Here is a 23,230-nt window from a genome sequence, read left to right as displayed (position 1 = left end):
ATCGCTCTGCAGCGCTGCTGCCTCAACCGGCTATCGCCGCCAAGCGCCGCATATGCTGGGCCCGCACCAGGTAGTGCTGGTGCAGCTCTTCACCGCGCAGCACCAAGGTGGACTGCGGCACCTGCAGCGCCTGGGCCAGCTTGCCGATAGTGGCCAGCGACACCGCCACCTGGCCGCGCTCGACCTCGCCGACATAGGAGCGGTTCAGATCGGCCTGCGCAGCCAGTTGCTCCTGCGACCAGCCCATGGCCTCGCGCGAGCGGCGCACGGCCAGCCCGAAATGGTGGGAAAAGTCATTCATAGCGCGGCCTCCTCAGCGGGCAAGGTGGGTTCACTGCGGGGGCGCTGGGCCGCCGCTTGCAGCGAGGCCTGGGTCACATGGGCGCCGGCGGCCACGCTCTGCGTCAGCCAGACATTGCCGCCAATGACAGCGCCGGCGCCCAAGGTGACCCGGCCCAGGATGGTCGCGCCGGCATAGATCACCACGCCGTCTTCGACAATCGGATGCCGGGGCTGGCCCTTTTGCAGATGGCCTTGCGCGGTCTGCACAAAGCGCTTGGCGCCCAAGGTGACGGCCTGGTAGATGCGCACCTTGCGGCCAATCACCGCCGTCTCCCCCACCACCACCCCGGTGCCATGGTCGATGAAGAAGCCCTCACCAATCTGCGCACCGGGATGGATGTCAATGCCCGTCTCGCTGTGCGCCAGCTCGGACACGATGCGGGCCAGCAGCGGCAGTTGCAGCACATACAGCTGGTGCGCGATGCGGTGGTGGATCAGCGCCAGCACACCGGGGTAGCACAGCAGCACCTCGTCAACGGTACGGGCGGCGGGGTCGCCCTCGTAGGCGGCCTGCACATCGCTGTCGAGCAGGCGGCGGATGCCGGGCAAGGCCAGCGCAAACTGGCGCGTCAGCGCCTGGGCCTGCTCCTCGGTACCCGCGGGGCTGCGCTGTGTGTAGCGCAGCTCCAGCGCGATCTGGGTCTGCAACCGGTGCAAGGCGGCATCCAGCGTATGGGCGACATAAAAGTCCTCGCTCTCCTGCAGCAGATCATGCGGGCCCAGGCGCATCGGAAACAGCACGCCCTTGAGCAGGCCCAGGGTCTGTGCCAGCGCATCGCGCGAGGGGAACTCGCGCCCGCCGGGCTCCTGGCTGCGCTGGTGGGAATCACGCCAGTGGCGGCGCTGCTCGGCCAACTGTGCGGCCACTTCTTGGATGGGGAATGGGGTGGTCATGGAGTGCCTTCGTGGGAGATCAAAGCGCGCGCTGGGTGGCTCAGGACCTCAGTCCTGGACCCAGGGCAGCTGGTGGAAGCGCCAGCCATCGCCATGGCCGCGCTGCTGCAACGCATCCAGCTCGCCTTCAAAGCCCTCTTGCACATTGAAGACATGGCGAAAGCCGGCGGCCTCGGCCGCCTGGGCGGCCAGCACCGAGCGTTTGCCGCTGCGGCACAGCAGCAGCGCCACGGCCTCCTTGCCGCCATGGGCGGACAGGCGCGCCTCCAGCTCGCGCACAAAGCGGGGGTTGCGGGTCAGTGCCGTGCCTGTCGCCCAGGGCACATGGATGCTGCCGGGCACATGGCCGACAAATTGGCGCTCTTCGGTCGAGCGCACATCGACCAGCACGGCCTGCTGCTGCTGCACCAGTTGCCAGGCGGCACGGGGGGGCACGCCGCCGGCGTAGCCCAGAGCCTGGTCCTGTGCCGTCTTCCAGGCCGCCTCCAGTACATCGGGCAGGCTGGTATCGGTTGTCGTCATAAATCGCCTCTACGGTCAAATGGATGGGGATAGCCACCAATTTAGGCCGCCAGACGCTGCAGGAACACGAATAAAAATGCGCTTGCACATGCAGTTTTCACATATGCGCAGGCGCAAGCCCTCGGCTCGCGCCTATAGCCACCTGGGCTGAATAGGTCTATATTGAAGTGAAGGTGTAGCGGGTGTGCTGTACCCATCAGCCAACGTCTTCTGCGCCTTGATTGCCGCATTGCAACAGGCCACATCGTGCATGCGGTTCCTTAAAACAGGGCTGCAATGCCCGCTGTAGGCACTTGCAAGTTGCCTGCGGCCCGCAATGACAGCCTCCAACAGGAGACAAAAATGGCTGTCATCACCCATGACCATGGATTGCATTCCACCCCCAGCGAAAGCCACCACCGGCGCCATTTCAGTGCCAAGCGGATCTGCCTGGGGATCGTGCTTTTGTGCGTGGCCCTCGCCGCTCTGGTGCTGCCGCTGGTTCGTGAAGGCTTGCAGCTGATCCAGACGCAGCTGCACTGGCCCGCTCTCTCCAGCTGGCTGGCCCAGGCCCCCATGGCCAGCTGGCTGATGATGTTTGTCTGGGGCGCGCTGGTGCCGCTCTCGCTGATCGCCATGCTGCGCTACCACCGCAATGCGCTGGGCATTGTCGTGGCGCTGGCTTTTGCTGCGGTGGCCGTCATCTGGTATGTCCACATGCCCGCCCAATCGGGCTGCGCGGCCCAGTACAAGGACAGCATCTGGTGCTCGGTCATCGCCTGGGGCTACAGCCTGAGCCTGGGCATCAGCAACGCCGTCTACTTGTTTGCGCTGGTGATGGCCTTGCTCGGCGGCATCAGCTTTGCGGCGATCCCCGAGGATGATGAAGAAGATACCGGGCAGCAAGCGGCCCAGTGATGATGCTCAACGCTGGGGCATGTCGGCTTCGGTGTAGCACAGGCTCACGGTCGCATCCCCCGGTATCGGTGGCATGCTGGCGTTCCAGGCCTCCCAGGCGGCCACCATGGCTTGCAGGCGCTCCGGCAGCACGCTGGCCAGGTTGGCGCGCTCGCGTTCGTCGGCGCGGAGGTTGAACAGATAGTCCACCCCATCGACGCGCAGGTATTTCCAGTCGCCATCGCGCATCGCGCGCTGGCCCCGGTGGTTCATGCGCCAGAACAGGGGCTGGTCGTCCTGCCATGCCGCGTCCTGCAACAGTGGCAGCAGCGATTGTCCATCCCAGGGGTAGCCGGCAGCAGGCTCGGCCCCGCCAATCTCCAGCATCGTAGCGCTCCAGTCCATCGTCATGCAGGTCTGGCGGCTTTCACCCGCAGGCGCGATCACACGCGGCCAATGGGCCACCCAGGGCACGCGGATGCCGCCTTCGGTCAGGTCCATCTTGCCGCCCACCAGCGGCCAGTTGTCCGAGAAGCGCTCGCCGCCGTTGTCACTGGTGAACACGATCAGGGTGTCGTCTGCCAGCCCATGCGTCTGCAAGCGCTCCACCAGGCGGCCAATGCCTTCGTCCATGTGGTGGATCATGCGCTGGTAGCTCTCAATATTGCCGCCATGCAGGTGGTAGATGGCCTGCTTGTTCTCCACCAGCTCGCGCGACAGCGCCTCGTCGTCCCGGGTTTCCCAGGGCCAGTGCGGCGCCGTGTAGTGCACGCTCAAAAAGAAAGGCGTGTCCTGCTGCGCGCCGGCCGCCATGCGGTCGATGTAGTCCACTGCGTAGTCGCTGATCAGGTCGGTCAGGTAGCCGGGCTGTTCGCGCTCGGCCTCGCCAAACCAGAGGTCATGCTGGCCGTTGGCACCGCAGTGGCTGAAGTAGTCCACCCCGCCCGACATGGGCCCGAAGAACTCTTCATAGCCGGATTGGAGGGGGCTGAAATGCGGCGGGTAGCCCAGGTGCCATTTGCCCATCAAGGCCGTGCGGTAGCCCGCCTCGCGCAGCAGCGACGGCAAGGTCGGGTGGCTGGGCGGCAGGCCCAGGTCCGGGTTGCCGCGTGTCGCAGTGCGGATCGGCTCCTCGGCCGCACCGCGCAGGCGGTACTGGTAGCGCGCCGTCATCAGCGCAAAGCGCGTGGGCGAGCAGACCGGAGAGTTGGAATAGCCCTGCGTGAGCTTGAGCCCCCCGGCAGCGAGCGTATCGATGTGCGGTGACACGGCGCCGAAGCTGGCGTTGCGGCCGCCATAGCAGCCCAGATCGGCGTAGCCCAGGTCATCGGCCACGATAAAGATGATGTTCGGTCGTTTCAACACGGGGTCTCGCTCACGGTCAAGGCAGTTCAGGGGAAAACGGATCAGGGCTTGTAGCCCGAGGTCTGGATCACCGGGGCCCACTGCTTCTTATAGGCCTGCAGCGCCTTGGCGGTCTGCTCGGAGGTGCTGGCCACCGGGTCCAGGTAGTTGGCCGCAAACTGCCTGTGCACTTCCGGATCCTGCATCACCTTGTGGATGGCGGCGGCATAGCGCTGCACCTGGGCGGCAGGCATGGACTGGGGCGCAAAAAAGGTGTTCCAGCCGGCGGCAGACAGGTTCACACCCGCTTCCTTCAGGGTCGGCACATCGGGCACAACGGCATTGCGCGCATCGCCACTGACAGCCAGCAGGCGCAGCTTGCCAGCCTGGTGCTGCTGCACCAGGGTGTCGAGCGTATCGACCGCTACCGGCACCTGGCCGCCCATCAGATCGGTGAGCAAGGGCGCTGAGCCCTTGTAGCCCACCGCCTCGGCTTCGACGCCGGCTTGCTGGCCCAGCATCAGCGCAAAAAAGTGCGGCAGGCTGCCGGTGGCAGGCACGCCGACATTGGCCTTGGCCGGGTTGGCCTTGAGCCAGGCCAGCAGATGCTTCATCTCCTTGACCGGCACAGCGCTGGCCACGGCCACGCCAAACACATAGCGGTTGACTTCGCTGACCGGCACAAAATCCTGCTCGGGGTCGTAGCCCAGGTTGTTCACCACCAGCGGCGCCACCACCATGACGGCGGGGTTGGCCAGCATCAGCACTGGCTGGCTGGCGGGGGCGTTCTTCACAAACTGCGCAGCCACGCGGCCGCCAGCGCCCACTTTGTTTTCCACAATCACGGTGCTGCCCAGGCTGGCCTGCAGCTTGTCAGCCACGATGCGCGCGACGCGGTCGGTAGCTCCGCCGGGTGGGTAGCCGACGATGATGCGCAGCACGCCGTCCTGGGCCTGCGCGGGCAGGGCCCACAGCGACGAAGTGGTGGCCAGCACCGAGGCAGCCATGGCTGCGGACTGGCCGAGAAAATGACGACGTTGAAACATGGGGAGAGTCTCCGATGCTTATGAACATAGGCCCGCAACAGCAGGCCCATGCCCTCTATGGTGCCGCGTTTGATCTAGCCTAAAGGCATAAGCTTTTTCAGCTTCAGCACAAGCGCTCGCGCAGCATGCCTGCACTGTAGAAAACCAGGGCACAATTGTTCTAATCAACCATCGCCCGGATTTACCCGCAGTGCCGCCTAGCCCCCTCGCCGATCCGCAGCAGCCCAGCGACCTGCTGCTCTACCGCCTGGCCAAGCTCACCGCGTCGGCGGGCCGGCTGGTCACGCGGCTGTGCGAGCGCCACTACGGCATCACCCGGCGCGAATGGGGTGTGCTGATGTGGCTGGCGCGCCAGCCCGGTCTGCAGCCCTCGCAACTGGCCGATCTGCTCGAACTTGACCGGGCCCGCATCTCGCGCGCCATTGCGTCGATGCAGGCCAAGGGCCTGTTGCACAAATCCACCGAGACGGGCAACCGCCGCCGCGCGGCGCTGCAGCTGAGCCCCGCCGGCCAGCGCCTGCATGATGCGCTGCTGCCCCAGGTGCGGCGCATCAACACCGATCTGGTGGCCGCGCTCGATGCCGATGCCCTGCAGCAGCTGGACCAGAGCCTGCACCGCCTGCAGCAGCAGGCGAGCCGGGCCGCGCAGGACGAGGCCAGCGACGCGGCCTTTCCGCCGCGCCAGTCCGGACACCGCCAGAACCCCCTGGGCTGAGCCACCGCAGGCGCGCGATCTGCGCGCCTGGCTCCATACCCTACCCTGGCAAACCGGCATCGCTGCCCAGGCATCGGCAACTGCGCGACAATCCCTGCCCATGAGCACGACATTTGCACCGCTGACCAACGACACCTTCCTGCGCGCCTGCCGCCGCCAGGCGACGGACTACACCCCCCTGTGGCTGATGCGCCAGGCGGGCCGCTACCTGCCCGAGTACAAGGCCACGCGCGCGCGCGCTGGCAGCTTCATGGGGCTGGCGACGAATGTGGACTACGCCACCGAGGTGACCTTGCAGCCGCTCGAGCGCTTTGCGCTGGACGCCGCCATCCTCTTCAGCGACATCCTGACCGTGCCCGACGCGATGGGCCTGGGGCTGTCGTTTGCCGAAGGCGAGGGCCCGCGTTTTGCCAAGGTGGTGCGCGACGAAGCCGCCGTGCAGGCGCTGGCCGTGCCGGACATGGACAAGCTGCGCTATGTGTTCGATGCGGTGACCAGCATCCGCCGTGCGCTCGATGGCCGCGTGCCGCTGATCGGCTTTTCCGGCAGCCCCTGGACCCTGGCCTGCTACATGGTCGAAGGCAAGGGCAGCGATGACTACCGCCAGGTCAAGTCGCTGATGTACAGCCGCCCCGATCTGATGCACCGCATCCTGGCGGTGAATGCCGACAGCGTGGCCGCCTACCTCAACGCCCAGATCGATGCCGGTGCGCAGGCCGTGATGATTTTTGACAGCTGGGGCGGCGTGCTGGCCGATGGCGCATTTCAGCAATTCAGCCTGGCCTACACCAAGCGCGTGCTGAGCCAGCTCAAGCGCCACGGCACCGATGGCAGCGACGTGCCCCGCATCGTGTTCACCAAGGGCGGCGGCATCTGGCTGCCCGAGATGCGCGATCTGGACTGCGAGGTGCTGGGCCTGGACTGGACCGCCAACCTCGGCAAGGCCCGCGCGATCGTCGGCGGCGAAGCCGGCGGCCCCGGCAAGGCGCTGCAAGGCAATATCGACCCCAATGTGCTGTTTGCACCGCCCGAGCGCATCGCCGAGCAGGTACGCCATGTGCTGGAGAGCTTTGGCACGCCCCACACCGACACCAGCCGCCCCGGCCCCACGCACATCTTCAACCTGGGCCACGGCATCAGCCAGTTCACCCCGCCCGAGCACGTGGCGGCCTTGGTGGAAGCGGTGCATAGCCAGTCGCGTGCGATGCGTACTTAATGGCGGCGGCTGAGCGCTGCTGCATCGCCCAAGCAAAAGCCCCGCCATGCGGGGCTTTGTGCATCGTGGGAGCAACCTGCTCTCAAGCCTGCGGCGGCCGACTCATCATGCTTTGCAGCAGGTGCTCGGTGCACTGGACCATGCTGGCATGCTGCTGCGCCTCCTGCGATGGGCAGAGCGCCGTCTCGGCATCCGGCCCGCCGGGCACGGAGACCCAGTGCAGGCGCGCGCCCAGGCCGGCTGCAGCCTGCAGCAGGCTGGCGCTGCGGGCGATCACTGCGACCTTGCCCGCTTCCATGTTGAAGCGGTCCAGGATCTGGCGCAGCAGCGCGGCCTGGGCGTCCAGGCAGTCGCAGTGGTCATCGGGTGGATGGGGGCAGAAGAACACCGCATCAACCTTGGCGCCGACGGTGGCCAGCTCCTTGTACATCTGACGGTGGTAGTCGTTGAGCGCGGCGCAGTCGTACAGGCCCCGCCCCAGACCAGGCTGGTTGGCGACCAGCACCACATGCCAGCCAGACAGGTTGAGCCGGGCGATGCTGATGGCCGCATCGGGCATGCTCTGCCAGTCCTGGTGACCGCTCAGCTGGCCCGGCACGGGCTGGCCGACAATACCGTCGCGCTCGAGAATCGCAAGTTTCATCACAGGCTCCCTCAGAAGACAGGCTGCGGCCCTTGGCCTTGGCGGGCGGCAGCCACGCGCGATGGCTGCGCGTCCATCGAGCTTATCAGGCGGCGGCCAGGCGCGACAGATCGGCGATGCGGTTCATGGCCTCATGCAGGGTCGCCAGCAGGCCCAGGCGGTTGGCCTTGAGCGCCGGGTCTTCGGCATTCACCATCACATGCTCAAAGAAGGCATCGACGGGCGTGCGCAACGCAGCCAGGGTCTGCAGGCTGGCGGTGTAATCGCCTTCGGCAAACTGGGCATCGGCCTTGGGCGCAACGGTTTGCAGCGCGGCAAACAGGTCCTTCTCGGCCTGCTCTTGCAGCAGCGCTTCGCCCACATGGGCACGAACCGGGCCATCGGCCTTCTTCAGGATATTGCCCACGCGCTTGTTGGCGGCGGCCAGTGCCGGAGCCTCGGGCAGTGCGGCAAAGGCGCGCACGGCTTCCAGGCGCTTTTGCACGTCGGCCAGGCGCTGGGGGCGGTAGGCCAGCACGGCGTCCACTTCCTGGGCGCCAAAGCCTTGCTCACGCAGGCTGCCGGCCAGGCGGTCATAGATGAAGTCGGACAGCGCGGCGCTGGCATCTTCGATCTTGTCACCAAAGGCGGGCAAGGTGCTGACCAGCAAGGTGTCCAGGTCCAGCGGCAGGTCCTTCTCGACCAGCATGCGGATGACGCCCAGCGCATGGCGGCGCAGCGCAAACGGGTCGCGGTCGCCGGTGGGCAGGTTGCCAATGCCGAACATGCCGACCAGGGTTTCGAGCTTGTCGGCCAGCGCGACGATCACGCCGACGTCGCCACGGGGCAGCACATCGCCGGCAAAGCGCGGCTTGTAGTGGTCTTCAATGGCGTCGGCCACTGCCGTGTCGAGCTGGTCGTTGAGCGCGTAGTAGCGGCCCATCGTGCCCTGCAGCTCGGGGAACTCGCCGACCATGTCGGTGATCAGGTCGGTCTTGGCCAGCTGCGCGGCCTGGTCCACCTGCTTGCCCAGCTGGGTGGCACCCAGCTGCTGCGCAATGCTTTTGGCAATGGCGCGCACACGCTGCACGCGCTCACCCTGGGTGCCCAGCTTGTTGTGGTAGACGACCTTGTCCAGCGCGTCCACGCGCGAGGCCAGCGTTTTCTTGCGGTCCTGGTCAAAGAAGAACTTGGCATCGGCCAGGCGCGGGCGCACCACGCGCTCGTTGCCGCCGGTCACCGCCGATGCATCGGCCGGGCTGATGTTGCTCACCACCAGGAACTGGTTGGTCAGCGCGCCGTCGGCGGCCAGCAGCGGGAAGTACTTCTGGTTGGCCTTCATCGTCAGGATCAGGCACTCTTGCGGCACGTCGAGAAACTCTTTCTCGAAGGCGCAGACCAGCACATGCGGACGCTCGACCAGGGCGGTCACCTCGTCCAGCAGCGCTTCGTCGTCGATCGGCTTGACGCCGCCGCCCACGCGCTCGGCTGCGGCCTGCAGCTGGCGCACGATCTCGGCCTTGCGCTCGTCAAAGCTGGCAATCACTGCGCCCTGCTCGGCCAGGGTCTTGGCATAGCTGTCGGCATCGCTGATCACCAGCGGATCCACCAGCGCTTCAAAGCGGTGGCCATGCGTGGTGTTGCCGGCCTTTAGGCCCAGCGCTTCGATCGACAGCAGCACTTCGGTGCCATGCAAGGCCACCAGACCGTGCGCCGGGCGCACAAACTGCACGCTGCTCCAGCCGGGCAATTCGCAGTTGCCTTCGAGCTGGTAGGTCATGACCTTGGGGATGGGCAGCTTGGCGATGCTCTCGCTCAGCGCCTTTTGCAGGCCTTCGGCCAGGCTGACGCCAGCGGCCGTGCTGTCGTAGAACAGCGCTTCGGCCTTGCCGTCCTGGGCCCGCTTGAGCTGCGGCACCACCGAGGCGTCCGCGCCCAGCGCAGCCAGCTTCTTGAGCAGGGCCGGCGTAGGCTGGCCATCGGCCGACAGGCCCACGGCCACCGGCATGAGCTTTTGCGAGACCTGCTTGTCAGCGGCGCGCGGCAGCACATCGCTGATCAGTGCAGCCAGGCGGCGCGGCGAGGCATAGGCCGTCAGCTGCGAGCGGTCACCGGCCAAGCCCTGCGCACGCAATTGCTGCAGCAGCACCTGGGCAAAGGCATCGCCCAGCTTTTTGAGCGCCTTGGGGGGCAGCTCTTCAACAAACAGTTCAACCAGAAGATTGGGAGAGGAAGTCATCAGGATTTCCGGGTATGGCGCAGCGCGAAGATGGACAGGCCCAGGGTCAGCAGCGGGAACCATACGTTGTAGAGTTCACTGACCAGGACCTGCACACCGCGCTGCGAGAAAAAGCGGTCTGCAGCGATCGGCGAGACGGCAATCGGTCGCCAAGGGCTGAAAAAACGTTCGGAGCTCAACGGCCACAACAAGGCAATGCCGCTGCCGCCGCTGGTCATCATGTCCAGCAAGGGGTGCGACAAGGTGCAGAAAAACACCCAGGCAAAGCCGGCCAGGCGCGGCACATTCCACCAGCGGGCCAGCCCCAGGCCAAGCAGGCCCATCAGCAGTGCAAACAAGGCCGTGTGGGTGATGCCGCGGTGGGCCCAGATGCCACTGCCGGCGCTGCCGAACTGGTAGGGAATGCCGTCGAAATCAGGCGCAATCGCGGCCAGCGCGCCCACCAGCAGCATGCTGGGCGGCACACGGCGGCTGCCCAGCGCCAGCGCTGCGGCAACCGGTACGGCGACATGCGTGAAGATCGTGGGCATGGGCAGCGCGGCAGGGGGTTTAGGCGGCAGCCTTGGGCGGGATCTGCGCCACCCACTCGCGCGGCGCCATCGGGAAGCCCAGGCGCTCGCGGCTGTCGTAGTAGCTCTGCGCCACGGCGCGCGCGAGGTTGCGGATGCGGCCAATGTAGGCGGCCCGCTCGGTCACGCTGATGGCGCCACGCGCATCGAGCAGGTTGAAGGTGTGGCCGGCCTTGAGCACCTGCTCATAGGCGGGCAGCGCCAGTTGCTGCTCCATCAGCAGCTTGGCCTGCTTTTCATGGGCGCCAAAGGCCTGGAACAGGAACTCCGCATCGGAATGCTCGAAGTTGTAGGTGGACTGCTCCACCTCGTTCTGGTGGTAGACATCGCCATAGGTCAGGCCGTCGGTCCACTGCAGGTTGTAGACGTTGTCCACGCCTTGCAGGTACATGGCCAGGCGCTCCAGACCGTAGGTGATCTCGCCGGTCGCGGGCTTGCAATCGATACCGCCCACTTGCTGGAAATAGGTGAACTGCGTCACTTCCATGCCGTTGAGCCAGACTTCCCAGCCCAGACCCCAGGCACCCAGGGTCGGGTTTTCCCAGTCGTCTTCGACAAACCGGATGTCATTCTTCTTCAGGTCAAAGCCCAGCGCTTCGAGCGAGCCCAGGTACAGGTCGAGGATGTTGGCCGGCGCGGGCTTGAGCACCACCTGGAACTGGTAGTAGTGCTGCAGGCGGTTGGGGTTCTCGCCGTAGCGGCCATCCTTGGGACGGCGGCTGGGCTGCACATAGGCGGCTTTCCAGGGCTCGGGGCCGATGGCGCGCAGGAAGGTGGCGGTGTGCGAGGTACCTGCACCCACCTCCATGTCATAAGGTTGCAATAGCGCGCAGCCCTGGTCGGCCCAGTACTGCTGCAGCTTCAAAATGATTTGTTGGAAATTCAACATGGAGAGTCTGGTGGTGGACGCAGCCTGCTGCTGGCGGCCCGCGAAGTGGGCGCGCAGCGGCAAGATCGGACTGCATGCATGCCTTGCTGCCTGTCTGCACCAGCAAAGCGGTCAAAAACATTTGATTTTAGTGCTTTCAGCCGCGCTCTGGGCGGCGATAGCCGAGCGCACCAGGGGCCAGCACCGCCGGGCGCCGCAGGCCGCCCACGCTGGCGGGTGCTGGCGCCGCGCCTGCGCTGCATCAGCGATCTCATTTTGATAGCAGCCCAGGCACTGTTGCGCCCGCAAAAGAAAAGCGCCCGAAGGCGCTTGGTCAGAGGGGTTGTGGAGGGGAGCCGGTCAGGCTGCATCCCAGCGCTTGAGCACCAGGCAGGCATTGGTGCCACCAAAGCCGAAGCTGTTGGACAGCACCTGCTTCAACTCCGCCACGCGCGCCTTCGTGACCAGCGGCATATCACCGACGGCGGGATCGGGATGGTCCACATTGGCCGAGCCGGCGATGAAGCCCTTCATCAGCATGATGAGGCTGTAGATCGCTTCCTGCACGCCGGTGGCGCCCTGCGAGTGGCCGGTCAGCGACTTGGTCGACGAGAACGGCGGAACACGGTCGCCAAACACCTTGCGGATCGCGTGCAGCTCGGGCACATCACCCACCGGGGTGGAGGTGCCATGGGTGTTGATGTAGTCGATCGGGGCGTCCAGGCCTTCAATGGCCTGGGCCATCGCGGCGACCGCACCTTCGCCCGAAGGCGCCACCATGTCTTCACCGTCCGACGAGATGCCGAAACCGACGATCTCACCGAGGATGGTGGCGCCACGGGCCTGGGCATGCTCCAGGCTCTCGAGCACCAGCGCACCGCCGCCGCCGGCAATGACAAAACCATCGCGGTCGGTGTCATAGGGGCGGGAGGCCTTGGTCGGGTCGTCGTTGAACTTGCTGGACATCGCGCCCATGCCATCGAACAGGATGGCCAGGCCCCAGGACAGCTCTTCGCCGCCGCCGGCAAACATCACATCCTGCATGCCCCAGGAAATCTGCTGGGCGGCTGCGCCCACGCAGTGCGCCGAGGTCGAGCAGGCCGAGGTGATCGAGTAGTTGATGCCCTTGATCTTGAAATTGGTCGCCAGGTTGGCCGACACGGTCGAGCCCATGCAGCGCGTGACCTGGTAGGGGCCGACGCGGCGAATGCCTTTTTCACGCAGGGTATCGGCCGCCTCGATCTGGTTGGCCGGCGAGCCGCCGCCCGAGCCCATGATCAATCCGGTACGCGGGTGGCTGATTTGTTCGGGTGACAGGCCTGCCTGGGCAATCGCTTGCTGCAGCGAGATCTGCGCGTAGGCGGCAGCATCTCCCATGAAGCGCAGCTGCTTGCGATCAATGAAGTCTTCAACATTGATGCGCGGAATGCCCGCGACCTGGCTGCGCAGGCCCATTTCCTTGAACACCGGCATGTGATCGATGCCGGAGCGGCCTTCGCGCAGCGAAGTCTCCACGGCCTCCAGCCCCACACCGATACAGGAGACGATGCCGGCCCCTGTAATAACCACCCGACGCTTCATGCTGCGTTTTCCTTGCCGTCGCCCTCGCGCAGGAACAACCCCACACGCAGGTCATTGGCGACATAGATTTCCTTGCCGTCGGCGAGCAGTCGTGCGTCGCCAATGGCCATGTTCAGTTTGCGCTTGATCACGCGCTTGATGTCGATTTCGTAGGTTACCAGCTTCACGTCGGGGCCGACTTCGCCGGTGAACTTGACCTCACCGGCACCCAGGGCGCGGCCCCGGCCTGGCAGGCGCAGCCAGGTCAGGTAAAAGCCGATCAATTGCCACATGGCGTCAAGACCCAGGCAGCCCGGCATCACCGGGTCGCCCTGGAAGTGGCACTTGAAGAACCACAGGTCGGGATTGACGTCGAGCTCGGCCACAATTTTTCCCAGCCCGTGCGCGCCGCCGTTTTCGCTGATTTCCGTGATGCGGTCGAACATCAGCATCGGCGGCAGTGGCAAACGGCCACTTTCAGGGGTAAACAACTTGCCCTCACCGGAGGCAATCAGTTGTTCATAGGAAAAAGATTCAGCCATTGTCAGTCCAACTTCTGGTGGCGGTCACTCCGCCGCATTTCTCTGATGGTGCCCAGGCACCATTACCTGCAGGTACGCATTATCCCGCTTCTGGGCCCGAACGTGCGAGACAAAGCCGTGGAGTGCGCTGTGCTTTGTCCACCAAACCCCGGCTATCTGCGTTTTTTAACAGCAGTTACATTTGCAACGGGTACCCGTTGGGGTAGTGCCGGGGCGGCAAGCCTCCTGGAGAGGTGCCGCCATCTGCTGGTAACGTGCTTTCTTAAGACGGCATCTGCATCTGCACGGTGCCGCGTGCGTTACCGGCGCCGCCGGCCCAGCCAGGCCGCCAATACCACCAGCACACCCAGGCCCCACAGCGGCCATAGCCCCCACCGGCCCGCCCACTGGGCAAACCAGGTAGGGCCTGCATCGACGCCCTGCACCTGCGCCTGCAGCACCGCCCGGCTTTGGTGCGGCAGGATCTGCTGGACCACGCCAGCCCGGTCGATCACGGCGGTGGCGCCTGTGTTGGTGGCACGCAGCATGGGCCGCGCCAACTCCAGGGTCCGCATGCGGCTGATCTGCAAATGCTGGTCGATCGCGATCGAATCACCAAACCAGGCGATATTGCTGGCATTGACCATGATCGTCGGCGATTGTGCGTTGTCGACAAAGCGGCTGGCCAGCTCTTCGCCAAACAGATCCTCATAGCAGATATTGGGCGCCCAGCGCTCGCCTGCCCAGGGCAGCGAGGGCTGGCTCATGCCGCCGCGGTTGAAATCGCCCAGCGGAATCTGCATCAAATCGGTGAACCAACGGAACATCGGCGGGATGAACTCGCCAAACGGCACCAGGTGGTGCTTGTCATAGCGGTAGGCCTCGGGCTGGCCTGGCACCAGGCCGACCATCGAGTTGGTATAGCCCTGCTCAAAATCGCCCAGCGGCACACCGATCAGCGCGGCCTGCTGGCCGCTGGCAAAGCGCTGCTGCAGCTCTTGCCAGTAGCCATGCGGGGTTTGCTGCAGCAGCACCGGGATGGCGGTCTCGGGCGCAATCACCATGTCCGCCTGGCTTTGCTGCAGCTGCTGGGCATACCAGGCCAGCGCCATCGGAATGCCCGAGCTGGCCTGGAACTTCTCGCCCTGCGAGATATTGCCTTGCAGCAAGGCCACCGATACCGGCTTGTTGGGCGCCGCCGCCACCGGCGCCTGGGGCAGGCGCTGGGCCAGCCAGAGTACCCCGGCCACTGCCAACAGCGCGGCATAGCCTGGCCAACGGGCGATATGCGCGCCGCGCAGACCGGCCAGCCACATCGCAGCAGCCGATGCGACCGCGCCAATGCCATAGACCCCCATCCAGGGCGCCAGACTGGCCAGCGGTCCCTCGACATGGGCATAGCCGCCCGCGCCCCAGGGAAATCCGGTCCACCACTGGCCGCGCGCCAGCTCGGCCAGCAACCACAGCGCTGCAAACAGCAGCACCGCACCCGCCAGCCGCTCACCCCGCCAAGCGACGAACAAGCCACAGGCCACCGCGTAGTAGAGCCCCAGAAAAGCGGCCAGGCCCAGCACCGCCAGAACCGCCAGCGGTGCCGGCAGTCCGCCGTAGGTATGCATCGAGATGAACAGCCACCAGAAGGTGGCGCAGAGCCAGGCGCAGGCAAAGGCCCAGCCGATCAACACCCCATGCCAGGGCCGCTGCACACGCAGCAGCGCGGCAGGCAGCACCGCCAGCGACAGCCACTGCAGCCACCACAGCGGCTGGCCATGATGCCCCGGAAAACCACCGGTATGCCAGGGCCAGGCCAACGACCAGGCTTGCAGGACCCCGGCCATCAAGGCCAGGCAGACCCACCACCACGGAAAGCGGCGCGGTGACTCAAACAGGGAATAGGAAGAATAGGAAGCGGGCACAGGTCGATCAGGGTTGGCAGGGAACACCACCGCGCGCTCTACGGGCACGGCCGCTGGGCGCACTATACGCGATCCCCCTGCGTAGTGCCTGCCGCAGCGGGCCCCGCGCAGGCGGCAGCCACCCCACGCGGCAACACCTGATAGAAAGAGGCAAATGCGGCGAATTAGCGACAAAAGAGAATGCATTTGAGAATAATTATCGATTGCAATATAAAATTACAAACTGCTTATCCTCCTCCCGTTCCCCTTCCCCTCCCGAACACCATGCAATACGCACGCTACACCCCGGTGGTCCACGCCGTTCTGCTGGCCATCGGCGCTATCGGCTTTGCCGCCCCTGCGCTGGCACAAACCGCAGACACCCCAGAAACGGCGCCAGCCTCTGCCCAGGCCAGCGCCCCCAGTACCACGTTGGAGACCGTGACCGTGATCGGCTCGGTCAACGATCTGCAAAGCCTGGACTTCTATGCGCCCAACTCCAGTGCCGTGCTGCAAAAGGACCAGATCGACGCGTTGGGTGCCCGCAAGCTGGACCAGGCGCTGCAGTACCAGGCCGGCGTGGTCAGCGAGCCCTTTGGCGCGGACAACAAGGTCGAGTGGTTCAAGATCCGTGGCTTTGACGCCTCGGTGTCGCTGGACGGCACCCCCACATCGCCCAATGGCTACTTTGTCTGGAAGCCCGAAATCTTCGGCGTGGAAACGGTGGAAGTCGTCAAGGGCGCCAACTCGCTGGTCTTCGGCGCATCCGAGTCCGGCGGCGTTGTGAACCTGGTGACCAAGCGCCCCAAGAAGGAACGCGCACTGCAGCTGAACACCGAAGTCGGCAACCAAAAGCGCCTGGGCGCCGGCATCGACTACAACGACATCGCCAATGCCGATGGCACCGTGTATTACCGCCTGGTAGCGCAGGCACGCCGCGAAGACGGCCAGCAGCGTGACACCAACATGAAGAGCTACTACCTGGCGCCCAGCGTCACGATGGAGTTCACGCCCCAAACCTCGCTGACCCTGCTGGGCAGCGTGCAGCGCGAAGATGGCCGCCCCACCAACGGCTTCCTGCCCGCCTACGGCACCATCACCGATACGCCTTATGGCCGCATCGACCGCCGCTTGAACGCAGGCGAGCCCGGTGTGGACCACCTCAAGCGCACCCAGTCCAGCCTGGGCTGGCTGCTGAGCCACCAGATCAACAGCGACTGGAAGTTCACGCAGAACTACAAATACACCCACCTCGATCTGGACCAGGTCAACACCTTTGCCTATGGCTCGGACGGCGACCGTACGCTGTCGCGCGGCTACACCTACACCGACGGCACCTCCAAGAGCCATTACCTGGACAACCGCATCACCGGCAAGCTCAAGCTGTCCGACAGCATCCAGCTGCTGCCCACCTTCGGTATCGACTACCTCAAGTCCGATACCGATGGCCTGAACAACGGCTTCGGCTTCGTGCCGGGGCTGGACATGTTCAACCCCGTCTACGGCGCGCCTTTCGACATCACCGGTACGCCTTATGGCCTGCACTCCAAGCAGTGGGGCGCCTATGCCTCCACCCAGTTGCGCGTCGGCAGCCACTGGAACTTCAACCTCGGCTTCCGCCATGACAAAGCCAAGAACACCGGCTCGGTCAGCGGCTCGGATGCGGCCTACGACGTCAGCAAGAACAGCGTCAACCTGGGCGCAATGTACATCACCGACTTCGGTGTCTCGCCCTACATCAGCTATTCGGAATCCTTCAAGCCCATCGCCGGTGTGGACAGCCAAGGCGTGACCTATAAGCCTTACGAAGGCAAGCAAAGCGAAATCGGTCTGAAGATGGAGCCCACCTGGCTCAATGGCACCCTGACCCTCGCCTACTTTGACATCAAGGAAAAGAACGCGCTGATCTCGGACGCCTCCAACATCCAGACGCAATCGGGCAAGCGCACCAACAAGGGCATCGAGCTGCAAGGCGACTTCAAGCTGGGTGCGGCGACTGCCGTCAAGGCGGCCTACACGCACAACAACTCCAAGCAGGACATCTCGACCACGCAGACCGTGCGCACACCGCTGATTCCGGACAACCAGGTCAGCCTGTGGCTGAGCCACAGCCTGAGCCTGGCCAACAGCCAGAAGCTGACGGTGGCGGCCGGTGCCCGCTACAACGGCCAGACCGAAGACCAGCGCTACAGCCCTGGCAAGCGCATCTCCGGCTACACCTTGCTGGACCTGATGGTGCGCTACGACCTGAGCCGCGAATGGGCGCTGCAACTCAATGCCCGCAACCTGACCGACAAGACCTATGTCAGCGGCTGTGACTTCTACTGCTACTACGGCGGTGGCCGCACCGTCGATGTGCAGCTGCAGTACCAGTGGAAGTAAGCCACTAAGATGGAATGCATCGTGCCAGTGCTGCGGGCAGCGCCCGCGGCACTGGATGTGGCTTCTTCTCTGCCTCCCTTTCCATGACGACTTCTTCCGGCAGTGCCGCCCCCTCTGCCGCCGGCACCGGACCCGCGCAGTGGTCCGTTCGCGCTTTGCTGACGGTCGTTTTTCTGGGCCTTACCGCCGGGGTGCAGATGAGCGACTATGGCCTGCAGGCCATCTCGCTGTCGGCCATCCAGAAAAGCTTTGCGATCAGCGATGCCGCCATTGGCGCCTTGCAGGGCCTCGCCGGTGTGCTGGTGGGCAGTGCGCTGGCGATTCCGCTGGCGCGGTTTGCTGACCGTTTCTCGCGCAAGCGCGTGCTGCTCTGTCTGATTGCCGCCTCCACCGCGATGATGGTGCTCAGTGCGCTGGCGCCCAACTTCCCCCTTTTCTTTCTCGGCCGCTCGGCCGCCGGTATCACCGAGTTTGCGATGGTGCCGCTGGTCTACTCGATGATCCCCGACCTGGCACCGCAGCGCCACCGCGTGCTGGCCAACCTGGGCTTTGCGGCCCTGGTCTCCAGCGGCGCCAGCGCAGGCTTTTATTTTGCCGGTGGCATCCAGAGTGCGGCCGTCGCACTCATTCCAGGCGACCTGGACGCCTGGCGCAAGGCCTTCCTGCTGCTGTCGGCGGCCGGCCTGCCCTTGCTGCTGGCAGGCCTGTTCACCGCCGATCCGCCGCGCTACATCGCCAGCAGTGATGGGGCCAGCGGTGCCTCGCTGCGCCAGTTCCTGCGTGCGCGCTGGCAGCCCATCGGCCTCTTTGTCGGTATTGCCGGCAGCCTGATGATTGCCGTGCAAGGCCTCAACCAGCTGATCGCCCTGGCGCTGGAGCGGCGCTTTGCGGCCACGCCCGCCCATATTGGCGAGGTGATGGGCCCGATCCTGCTGGTCAGCACCCTGGGCTGCCTGCCGGTGGTGGCCGGGCTGGACCGCTGGCTCGCCCGGCGCCTGGGCCAGGCGGTGCGCCCGCTCGTCATGGGCGTCTGCGCGCTGCTGGCCATCCCGGCCATCCTGATGCTGTTCTCCACCGCATCGCTGCCGCAGGCCTTTGTCGTGGTGGGGCTCTTTCTTTTCATCACCTGCACCGCCAATGCACTGGTGCCGACAATGCTGCAGGACCTCACCCCCGCCGCATTGCGCGCCCGCATCTTTGCGCTGTGGAGCTTTGTGGTCTCGGTGTTCAGCGCGCTGGGCCCGCTGCTGGCGGGCTTTATCTCCACCTGGGTGGTGCAGGGGCATTTGCTCAGTGCCATCTCGGTCACGGCAGTGCCGGCGCTGCTGGTGTCCGCCTGGTGCGCCTGGGCGCTGTTTCAGCGCAACCGCCCCCGGGCGGGCGACCCGGTCTAAACGGCTGGCGGCTTGCCGGCCAACGCGCAGTGCTGGGCAAAAGCCCAGAGGCGCGCCGCCTGGCCCAGCACACTCTCTTGCTGGTCGCTTTCCTGGTGGCCGCTGTCCGGGTTCAGCAGCAGCAAGGCCGGTGCCGTGCTGGTGGAGCGGCGGCGTACATTGGCGATCAGCTTGGCCGGCTCCCAGTAAGGCACCCGGTCATCCTTCAAGCCCGCCGTGCACAGCAGCGGTGGATACGACGCCTCGCGCACGTTCTCGTAGGGTGACAGCGCGGCGATGTAGTCATAGGCGGCAGGATCGGACAGCGGATCGCCCCAATCCGGCCGCAGCAGCGGTACCAGCGGGTGGCCGGCATCGCTCATGGTATTGAGCATGTCGACAAAAGGCACCTGTGCAATCACGCCAGCCCATTGCCCGGGCCGCATGTTCATCGCGCCGCAGACCAGCAGGCCGCCGGCCGATATGCCGTGCGCCACCGTCTGCTGCGGCGTGCTGTAGCCCAGCCGCTGCAGATGCTGCGCGCAGGCGATGAAGTCGGTCAACGAGTTGCGCTTGTGCGCGCGGCAGCCGCCCTGGTACCAGCCATGGCCTTTCTCGGAGCCGCCCCGCACATGGGCAATCGCATAGCGGTAGCCGGCATCGGCCCAGGCCAGCGCCGGCAGCGAGAACGAAGCCTCATGCGCAATGCCATAGGCGCCATAGCCCGTCAGCAGCAGCGGCTGGGGCTGGCTGGCATCGATGTCCTTGCGCGAGAGCACCGTCAGCGGCACCCACTGGCCATCATCGGCACGGGCCTGCAGCCGCTCGATGCGGTAGTTCGCCGGATCCACCCCGCTCCAGGTCTCGCGCCCCACGGCGGTGATCTGGCCGTCGGCCAGGCGGATGTCCAGCCAGCGCGGCGGCTGGGCCGGCGTCTGGTGCTTGATGCGCACATGGCTGGCATCCCAGTGCTGGCCGGGCAAAAGTTCGAGGCTGTAGGCGGGCTCGTCAAACCCGATGGTGGTCTCCGTCCCGTCACGCTGCAGCAGCACCAGCTGGGGCAGGCCATCGACGCGTTGCAGCCGCACCAGGGTGCTGGCAAAGGGCTGCATCATGGTGATGGGCACGCCCAGCCGGTGCGGGGCCAAGGTGTGCTGCGGCTGCAGCTGCGCCGGGTCCAGCCGCAGAATCTGGCGGTCGGTGGCGCCCCCGGCATTGGTCAGCGCGACCAGGCTGCCATCCCATTCATTGACCTCATAGCGGATGCCGCGCTCGCGCGGGTGCAGCACGCGGGGCGCGGCATGCTCCTGGCCAGCAGCAATCAGACGCACCTCGCTGGTGTCCGGCCCGAACAGGCTCAGCACCACAAAACCGTTGGCCGCTGTGCGCACCACGCGCATGAAGAGCGCCGGGTCTGATTCCTCATGCACCAGCACCGGCTGCCCGCCCTGCAGCGCACTGCGGTACAGGCGCGAGGGCCGGCTGTGCGCATCGCGCCAGATCCAGAACAGGTCCTGCGACGACGGCGAAAAAGTCAGCCCTCCATAGCCAAAGGCGTCGCCCTCTACCAGCACCTGGGTCTGGCCCGTGTGGGTGTCAAGCACACAGATGCGGTGGCGGTCATTGCCGATCAGGTCTTCGGCCCAGGCGTAGTAGCGGTCATCGGGGCTGGCCTGGTGGTCGGTCGCGCGGTAGTACACATGGCCTTGCGATTGCACGGCCTCGTCGACCAGGGTCTGCACCCGGCCATCCGAATGGCTGCGCACAAACACCCGCTGGCCGCCCGCCCCTGGCCGGCTGCTGTAAGCCCAGCCTTGCTGCGCGGCAGGCGGCACCAGCTCCGTGCTGCAGACATGGGCGGCCATCGCATCGTAAAAGCGCTGCGCCGGTGCGGCCAGTGGCGCCAGCATCTGCTGCGCATATTCGCGCTCGGCCTGCAGCAGGCTGCCCAAGAGCTCGGGCAGCTGGTCCATGCTGCGCGTGCCGGTCTCGGGGATGTACTTCAGCCAGGCAAAGTCATCATTGCGGCGGCGGCCCAGCTGTTCAATCCAGTGGTCCTGGGGCGCCGCATGCGGGGCGGCAAGGGCCGGCCAAACCGGCTGGGCGGCCTTGGCGGCAGGGTCAGCGGCAGGCGCCGAGGTGGGGGCTTGTGCAATCGTGGGCATGGTGCAGCATTTTAGGGAGGCTGTGCTACAGCCCAGTCCCTAAGGCCAAACACCGCGCAGGCCCAGCGAGCGTCCATGAAAAATGGCAGCGAACCGGGATTCGCTGCCATGGTTGGCTGCCTGGCTGCAGGCGGTATGGGCGCCTGGCCGGCGCTGGCTCAGGCGTCTGCGGCCGGGTCCGATACCGGCGCGGCCCGCTGCACGCGGAACCAGCGCACTGCGCCGCCCTTGGTCAGCAGCACCTCGAAGTGCAGGCCACCCAGCATGATGTGGGCGCCGCGCTTGGGCACATGGCCCAGCTCATGGGCAATCAGGCCGCCAATGGTCTCAAACGATTCATCGGGGTCGCTGCTCTCCAGCACCACGTTGAACTCGTCGGCCACCCGCTCGACCGGCGTATCGCCCGAGATGCGGAAAGTGTCATCGGCCAGCGCGAAGATGTCGCCCTCGTCTTCGGGCAGATCGAACTCGTCCTCGATCTCGCCGACGATCTGCTCGAGCACGTCTTCAATCGTGACCAAGCCGGCAACACGGCCAAACTCATCGATGACGATGGCCAGGTGGTTGCGGTTGCCCCGGAACTCGCGCAGCAGGTCGTTGAGGCCCTTGCTCTCGGGCACAAACACCGCCGGGCGCAGCAGCGCACGCAGATTGAGTTGGGGGGAACGTTGCAGCTTGAGCAGGTCCTTGGCCATCAGAATGCCAATGATGTTTTCCTGCTCGCCCTGGAACACCGGAAATCGCGAATGCGCGGTGTTGATGACGGTGTGCAGCACCGACTCATAGTCGGCCTCGATGTCGACCAGGTCCATGCGCGGTGCGGCCACCATCACATCGCCTGCGGTCATGTCTTCCATGCGGATGACCCGCTCCAGCATCACGCGGGAGTCGGCGTTGATGACATCGTTGCTTTCGGCTTCGGCCAGGGTTTCGATCAACTCGTCCGGGGAGTCCGGAGCCGGGTGAATCAGTTCGGCGACCTTCTGAAAAAAGGTGCGTTTGTCTTCCTTGTCAGGGAAGCGCGAGGGATGGGGGTCTGACACTGTCTTGGAATGCAGGACGTGCGGTAGTGAAACAAGCGATCAGCATAACGGATTGCGGATTTCCTCCGAAATCGCTGCCGAATTATTCAGCACCGCAGCACCCCCACCACTGCCTCGCGGGCGCTCACTGGCCCGATTTGTGCCTGCCTTGCTGCACGTCACGGCGCACTTCCTGCACGGTGGACAGGAAATCCCAGAACTGGCGCGCCTGCTTCTTGAACTGGTAGTCCATCTCGCCCATCTGGTCCTCGACCAGGTCGGCCATGCGCGTGTCAAAGCCTGCGGGCGGCAGCTTCAGATAAGCCTCGGACTCGGAGCCATCGCGCTCCACGGTGGCGCCGGCCTTGCGGGCAATCTTCAGCATCGCGGTGTTCTCCGACAGTGCATGGATGAACAGCATCTGCACGCCCTTGGTGCGGGCGTCCATCGCGGCGCGCTCGAACAGGCGGCTGCCCAGCCCCTTGCCCCGGCCGGACTTGAGCACGGAGACGCCGAACTCGGCGCAGCTGGCCATGTCCGACGACGGTGGCGCATAGGCCACATGGGCCATCGCAATCAGCTTGAGGCTGCGGTTGTAGATGCCAAAGATCTCGTCACGCTCGAAGTTGAGCCCGTCCACATAGCGCTCAATCTGCGCATCGCTGGCCTGGTAGCCAAAACGCAGATAGCGGTCCTGCGCATCCAGGCTCAGCAGGTGGGCGAGGATGCGTGGGCGGTGACGCTCGCTGAGGGCGCGGATAGGAACCATAGAGGCGGAAGGTCGTGGCTTCTTGCCGTCGGGCAGCTGCGGGCTCTCGCCCCACCGGCCAAAGAAGGGGAAAAACGCCATCATGCCGTTCGCAACGGATGAAGGGAACCATTCTTTCGTCGTGATCATGGGGTAAATATACGGGTTAACCCGTGTATTATCAATCATGCTGCGATGCAGCATATTTCGTGCCTATGGCTTACCCCGCGCTTACAAAGGGTATTCAATGCCCGCAGCCATGCGGCTTTGCGCTGGGCGCGGGCACTGGGGCATGCAGTTTCAACGGGCCG

20 protein-coding genes are annotated in these 23,230 nt (G+C 65.4%); 5 read left to right on the top strand and 15 right to left on the bottom strand.

What is annotated here, in order from left to right:
• Positions 1–22 precede the first annotated feature (22 nt).
• The 3 genes from ACHWUQ_RS03395 to ACHWUQ_RS03385 are packed head-to-tail and all read right to left on the bottom strand — an operon-like array spanning position 23 to position 1,758.
• A complete protein-coding gene (locus ACHWUQ_RS03395; protein WP_021028780.1) occupies positions 23–301 on the bottom strand; it encodes a helix-turn-helix domain-containing protein in 279 nt (92 codons plus the stop codon).
• Positions 298–1,236: a serine O-acetyltransferase EpsC gene (gene epsC, locus ACHWUQ_RS03390; protein WP_239809566.1), complete on the bottom strand. Its 939-nt coding sequence runs from the start codon at positions 1,234–1,236 to the stop codon at positions 298–300. The genes ACHWUQ_RS03395 and epsC overlap by 4 nt, the downstream gene beginning before the upstream one ends.
• Positions 1,237–1,284: 48 nt before the next feature.
• Positions 1,285–1,758, bottom strand: a complete 474-nt coding sequence (locus ACHWUQ_RS03385; protein WP_394680350.1) for a rhodanese-like domain-containing protein — start codon at positions 1,756–1,758, stop codon at positions 1,285–1,287.
• A gap of 342 nt (positions 1,759–2,100) precedes the next feature.
• On the opposite strand from ACHWUQ_RS03385, the gene ACHWUQ_RS03380 reads away from it, so the two are divergent.
• On the top strand, positions 2,101–2,655 hold the full coding sequence (locus ACHWUQ_RS03380; protein ID WP_394680349.1) for a hypothetical protein: 555 nt from the start codon (positions 2,101–2,103) through the stop codon (positions 2,653–2,655).
• A gap of 6 nt (positions 2,656–2,661) precedes the next feature.
• Here the strand turns inward: ACHWUQ_RS03380 and ACHWUQ_RS03375 are convergent, their stop codons facing one another.
• Together ACHWUQ_RS03375 and ACHWUQ_RS03370 are read right to left on the bottom strand one after the other, a co-directional pair.
• Positions 2,662–3,999 (bottom strand): sulfatase, encoded by a 1,338-nt coding sequence (locus ACHWUQ_RS03375; protein WP_394680348.1) that lies wholly within the window; start codon positions 3,997–3,999, stop codon positions 2,662–2,664.
• 41 nt (positions 4,000–4,040) lie between these two features.
• Positions 4,041–5,024, bottom strand: a complete 984-nt coding sequence (locus ACHWUQ_RS03370) for a Bug family tripartite tricarboxylate transporter substrate binding protein (RefSeq protein ID WP_394680347.1) — start codon at positions 5,022–5,024, stop codon at positions 4,041–4,043.
• Between the two features lie 190 nt (positions 5,025–5,214).
• Here ACHWUQ_RS03370 and ACHWUQ_RS03365 point away from each other — a divergent pair, with 190 nt between their 5' ends.
• Together ACHWUQ_RS03365 and hemE are read left to right on the top strand one after the other, a co-directional pair.
• Entirely contained in the window at positions 5,215–5,739 is a 525-nt protein-coding gene (locus tag ACHWUQ_RS03365) for a MarR family winged helix-turn-helix transcriptional regulator (RefSeq protein WP_394680346.1), read from the top strand.
• A 100-nt stretch (positions 5,740–5,839) separates the two neighbouring features.
• Positions 5,840–6,955, top strand: coding sequence for a uroporphyrinogen decarboxylase (hemE, locus tag ACHWUQ_RS03360; RefSeq protein ID WP_312835336.1), 1,116 nt, complete (start codon positions 5,840–5,842; stop codon positions 6,953–6,955).
• Between the two features lie 82 nt (positions 6,956–7,037).
• Here hemE and ACHWUQ_RS03355 read toward each other — a convergent pair whose 3' ends face one another.
• The 7 genes from ACHWUQ_RS03355 to lnt form a co-directional block, all read right to left on the bottom strand.
• The gene (locus ACHWUQ_RS03355) at positions 7,038–7,598 is read right to left on the bottom strand and encodes a histidinol phosphate phosphatase (RefSeq protein WP_394680345.1); all 561 of its coding nucleotides are present in this window, start codon (positions 7,596–7,598) and stop codon (positions 7,038–7,040) included.
• 85 nt (positions 7,599–7,683) lie between these two features.
• On the bottom strand, positions 7,684–9,816 hold the full coding sequence (gene glyS, locus ACHWUQ_RS03350) for a glycine--tRNA ligase subunit beta (protein WP_394680344.1): 2,133 nt from the start codon (positions 9,814–9,816) through the stop codon (positions 7,684–7,686).
• Positions 9,816–10,346: a metal-dependent hydrolase gene (locus ACHWUQ_RS03345; RefSeq protein ID WP_312530333.1), complete on the bottom strand. Its 531-nt coding sequence runs from the start codon at positions 10,344–10,346 to the stop codon at positions 9,816–9,818. Before ACHWUQ_RS03345 ends, glyS begins: the two co-directional genes overlap by 1 nt.
• A gap of 19 nt (positions 10,347–10,365) precedes the next feature.
• Positions 10,366–11,274 carry a glycine--tRNA ligase subunit alpha gene (gene glyQ, locus ACHWUQ_RS03340; protein ID WP_116926715.1) on the bottom strand — a complete coding sequence of 303 codons (909 nt, stop codon included), beginning with the start codon at positions 11,272–11,274 and terminating at the stop codon, positions 10,366–10,368.
• Positions 11,275–11,613: 339 nt separating this feature from the next.
• Positions 11,614–12,834 carry a beta-ketoacyl-ACP synthase I gene (fabB, locus tag ACHWUQ_RS03335; RefSeq protein ID WP_312835333.1) on the bottom strand — a complete coding sequence of 407 codons (1,221 nt, stop codon included), beginning with the start codon at positions 12,832–12,834 and terminating at the stop codon, positions 11,614–11,616.
• The gene (fabA, locus tag ACHWUQ_RS03330) at positions 12,831–13,361 is read right to left on the bottom strand and encodes a bifunctional 3-hydroxydecanoyl-ACP dehydratase/trans-2-decenoyl-ACP isomerase (RefSeq protein WP_208300988.1); all 531 of its coding nucleotides are present in this window, start codon (positions 13,359–13,361) and stop codon (positions 12,831–12,833) included. The genes fabB and fabA overlap by 4 nt, the downstream gene beginning before the upstream one ends.
• A gap of 293 nt (positions 13,362–13,654) precedes the next feature.
• Positions 13,655–15,172: an apolipoprotein N-acyltransferase gene (gene lnt / locus ACHWUQ_RS03325; RefSeq protein ID WP_394680365.1), complete on the bottom strand. Its 1,518-nt coding sequence runs from the start codon at positions 15,170–15,172 to the stop codon at positions 13,655–13,657.
• A 342-nt stretch (positions 15,173–15,514) separates the two neighbouring features.
• Between lnt and ACHWUQ_RS03320 the strand changes: the two genes are divergently transcribed.
• Positions 15,515–17,611, top strand: coding sequence for a TonB-dependent siderophore receptor (locus ACHWUQ_RS03320; protein WP_394680343.1), 2,097 nt, complete (start codon positions 15,515–15,517; stop codon positions 17,609–17,611).
• An 83-nt stretch (positions 17,612–17,694) separates the two neighbouring features.
• Entirely contained in the window at positions 17,695–19,005 is a 1,311-nt protein-coding gene (locus ACHWUQ_RS03315; RefSeq protein WP_394680342.1) for an MFS transporter, read from the top strand.
• On the opposite strand, the gene ACHWUQ_RS03310 is transcribed toward ACHWUQ_RS03315, so the two are convergent.
• From ACHWUQ_RS03310 to ACHWUQ_RS03300, 3 genes are all read right to left on the bottom strand, one after another.
• Positions 19,002–21,149, bottom strand: coding sequence for a prolyl oligopeptidase family serine peptidase (locus tag ACHWUQ_RS03310; protein WP_394680341.1), 2,148 nt, complete (start codon positions 21,147–21,149; stop codon positions 19,002–19,004). The genes ACHWUQ_RS03315 and ACHWUQ_RS03310 overlap by 4 nt on opposite strands.
• Positions 21,150–21,307: 158 nt before the next feature.
• Positions 21,308–22,192, bottom strand: coding sequence for an HlyC/CorC family transporter (locus ACHWUQ_RS03305; RefSeq protein ID WP_021028764.1), 885 nt, complete (start codon positions 22,190–22,192; stop codon positions 21,308–21,310).
• Positions 22,193–22,316: 124 nt separating this feature from the next.
• Positions 22,317–23,069 carry a GNAT family N-acetyltransferase gene (locus ACHWUQ_RS03300; RefSeq protein ID WP_394680340.1) on the bottom strand — a complete coding sequence of 251 codons (753 nt, stop codon included), beginning with the start codon at positions 23,067–23,069 and terminating at the stop codon, positions 22,317–22,319.
• Between the last annotated feature and the right edge of the window lie 161 nt (positions 23,070–23,230).

Origin of the sequence: uncultured Comamonas sp., assembly GCF_964277875.1 — a bacterium.
Lineage (GTDB): Bacteria > Pseudomonadota > Gammaproteobacteria > Burkholderiales > Burkholderiaceae_C > Comamonas > Comamonas sediminis.
Note: the sequence above shows the minus strand (reverse complement) of the source record. Positions and strands in the feature narration are given on the sequence as shown.

Excerpts from the sequence above, each read along its gene's own strand:
- ACHWUQ_RS03395 (WP_021028780.1), bottom strand. The coding sequence starts at position 301 with ATGAATGACTTTTCCCACCATTTCGGGCTGGCCGTGCGCCGCTCGCGC.
- epsC (WP_239809566.1), bottom strand. The coding sequence starts at position 1,236 with ATGACCACCCCATTCCCCATCCAAGAAGTGGCCGCACAGTTGGCCGAG.
- ACHWUQ_RS03385 (WP_394680350.1), bottom strand. The coding sequence starts at position 1,758 with ATGACGACAACCGATACCAGCCTGCCCGATGTACTGGAGGCGGCCTGG.
- ACHWUQ_RS03380 (WP_394680349.1), top strand. The coding sequence starts at position 2,101 with ATGGCTGTCATCACCCATGACCATGGATTGCATTCCACCCCCAGCGAA.
- ACHWUQ_RS03370 (WP_394680347.1), bottom strand. The coding sequence starts at position 5,024 with ATGTTTCAACGTCGTCATTTTCTCGGCCAGTCCGCAGCCATGGCTGCC.
- hemE (WP_312835336.1), top strand. The coding sequence starts at position 5,840 with ATGAGCACGACATTTGCACCGCTGACCAACGACACCTTCCTGCGCGCC.
- ACHWUQ_RS03355 (WP_394680345.1), bottom strand. The coding sequence starts at position 7,598 with ATGAAACTTGCGATTCTCGAGCGCGACGGTATTGTCGGCCAGCCCGTG.
- glyS (WP_394680344.1), bottom strand. The coding sequence starts at position 9,816 with ATGACTTCCTCTCCCAATCTTCTGGTTGAACTGTTTGTTGAAGAGCTG.
- ACHWUQ_RS03345 (WP_312530333.1), bottom strand. The coding sequence starts at position 10,346 with ATGCCCACGATCTTCACGCATGTCGCCGTACCGGTTGCCGCAGCGCTG.
- glyQ (WP_116926715.1), bottom strand. The coding sequence starts at position 11,274 with ATGTTGAATTTCCAACAAATCATTTTGAAGCTGCAGCAGTACTGGGCC.
- fabB (WP_312835333.1), bottom strand. The coding sequence starts at position 12,834 with ATGAAGCGTCGGGTGGTTATTACAGGGGCCGGCATCGTCTCCTGTATC.
- lnt (WP_394680365.1), bottom strand. The coding sequence starts at position 15,172 with ATGGCCGGGGTCCTGCAAGCCTGGTCGTTGGCCTGGCCCTGGCATACC.
- ACHWUQ_RS03320 (WP_394680343.1), top strand. The coding sequence starts at position 15,515 with ATGCAATACGCACGCTACACCCCGGTGGTCCACGCCGTTCTGCTGGCC.
- ACHWUQ_RS03315 (WP_394680342.1), top strand. The coding sequence starts at position 17,695 with ATGACGACTTCTTCCGGCAGTGCCGCCCCCTCTGCCGCCGGCACCGGA.
- ACHWUQ_RS03310 (WP_394680341.1), bottom strand. The coding sequence starts at position 21,149 with ATGCCCACGATTGCACAAGCCCCCACCTCGGCGCCTGCCGCTGACCCT.
- ACHWUQ_RS03300 (WP_394680340.1), bottom strand. The coding sequence starts at position 23,069 with ATGATCACGACGAAAGAATGGTTCCCTTCATCCGTTGCGAACGGCATG.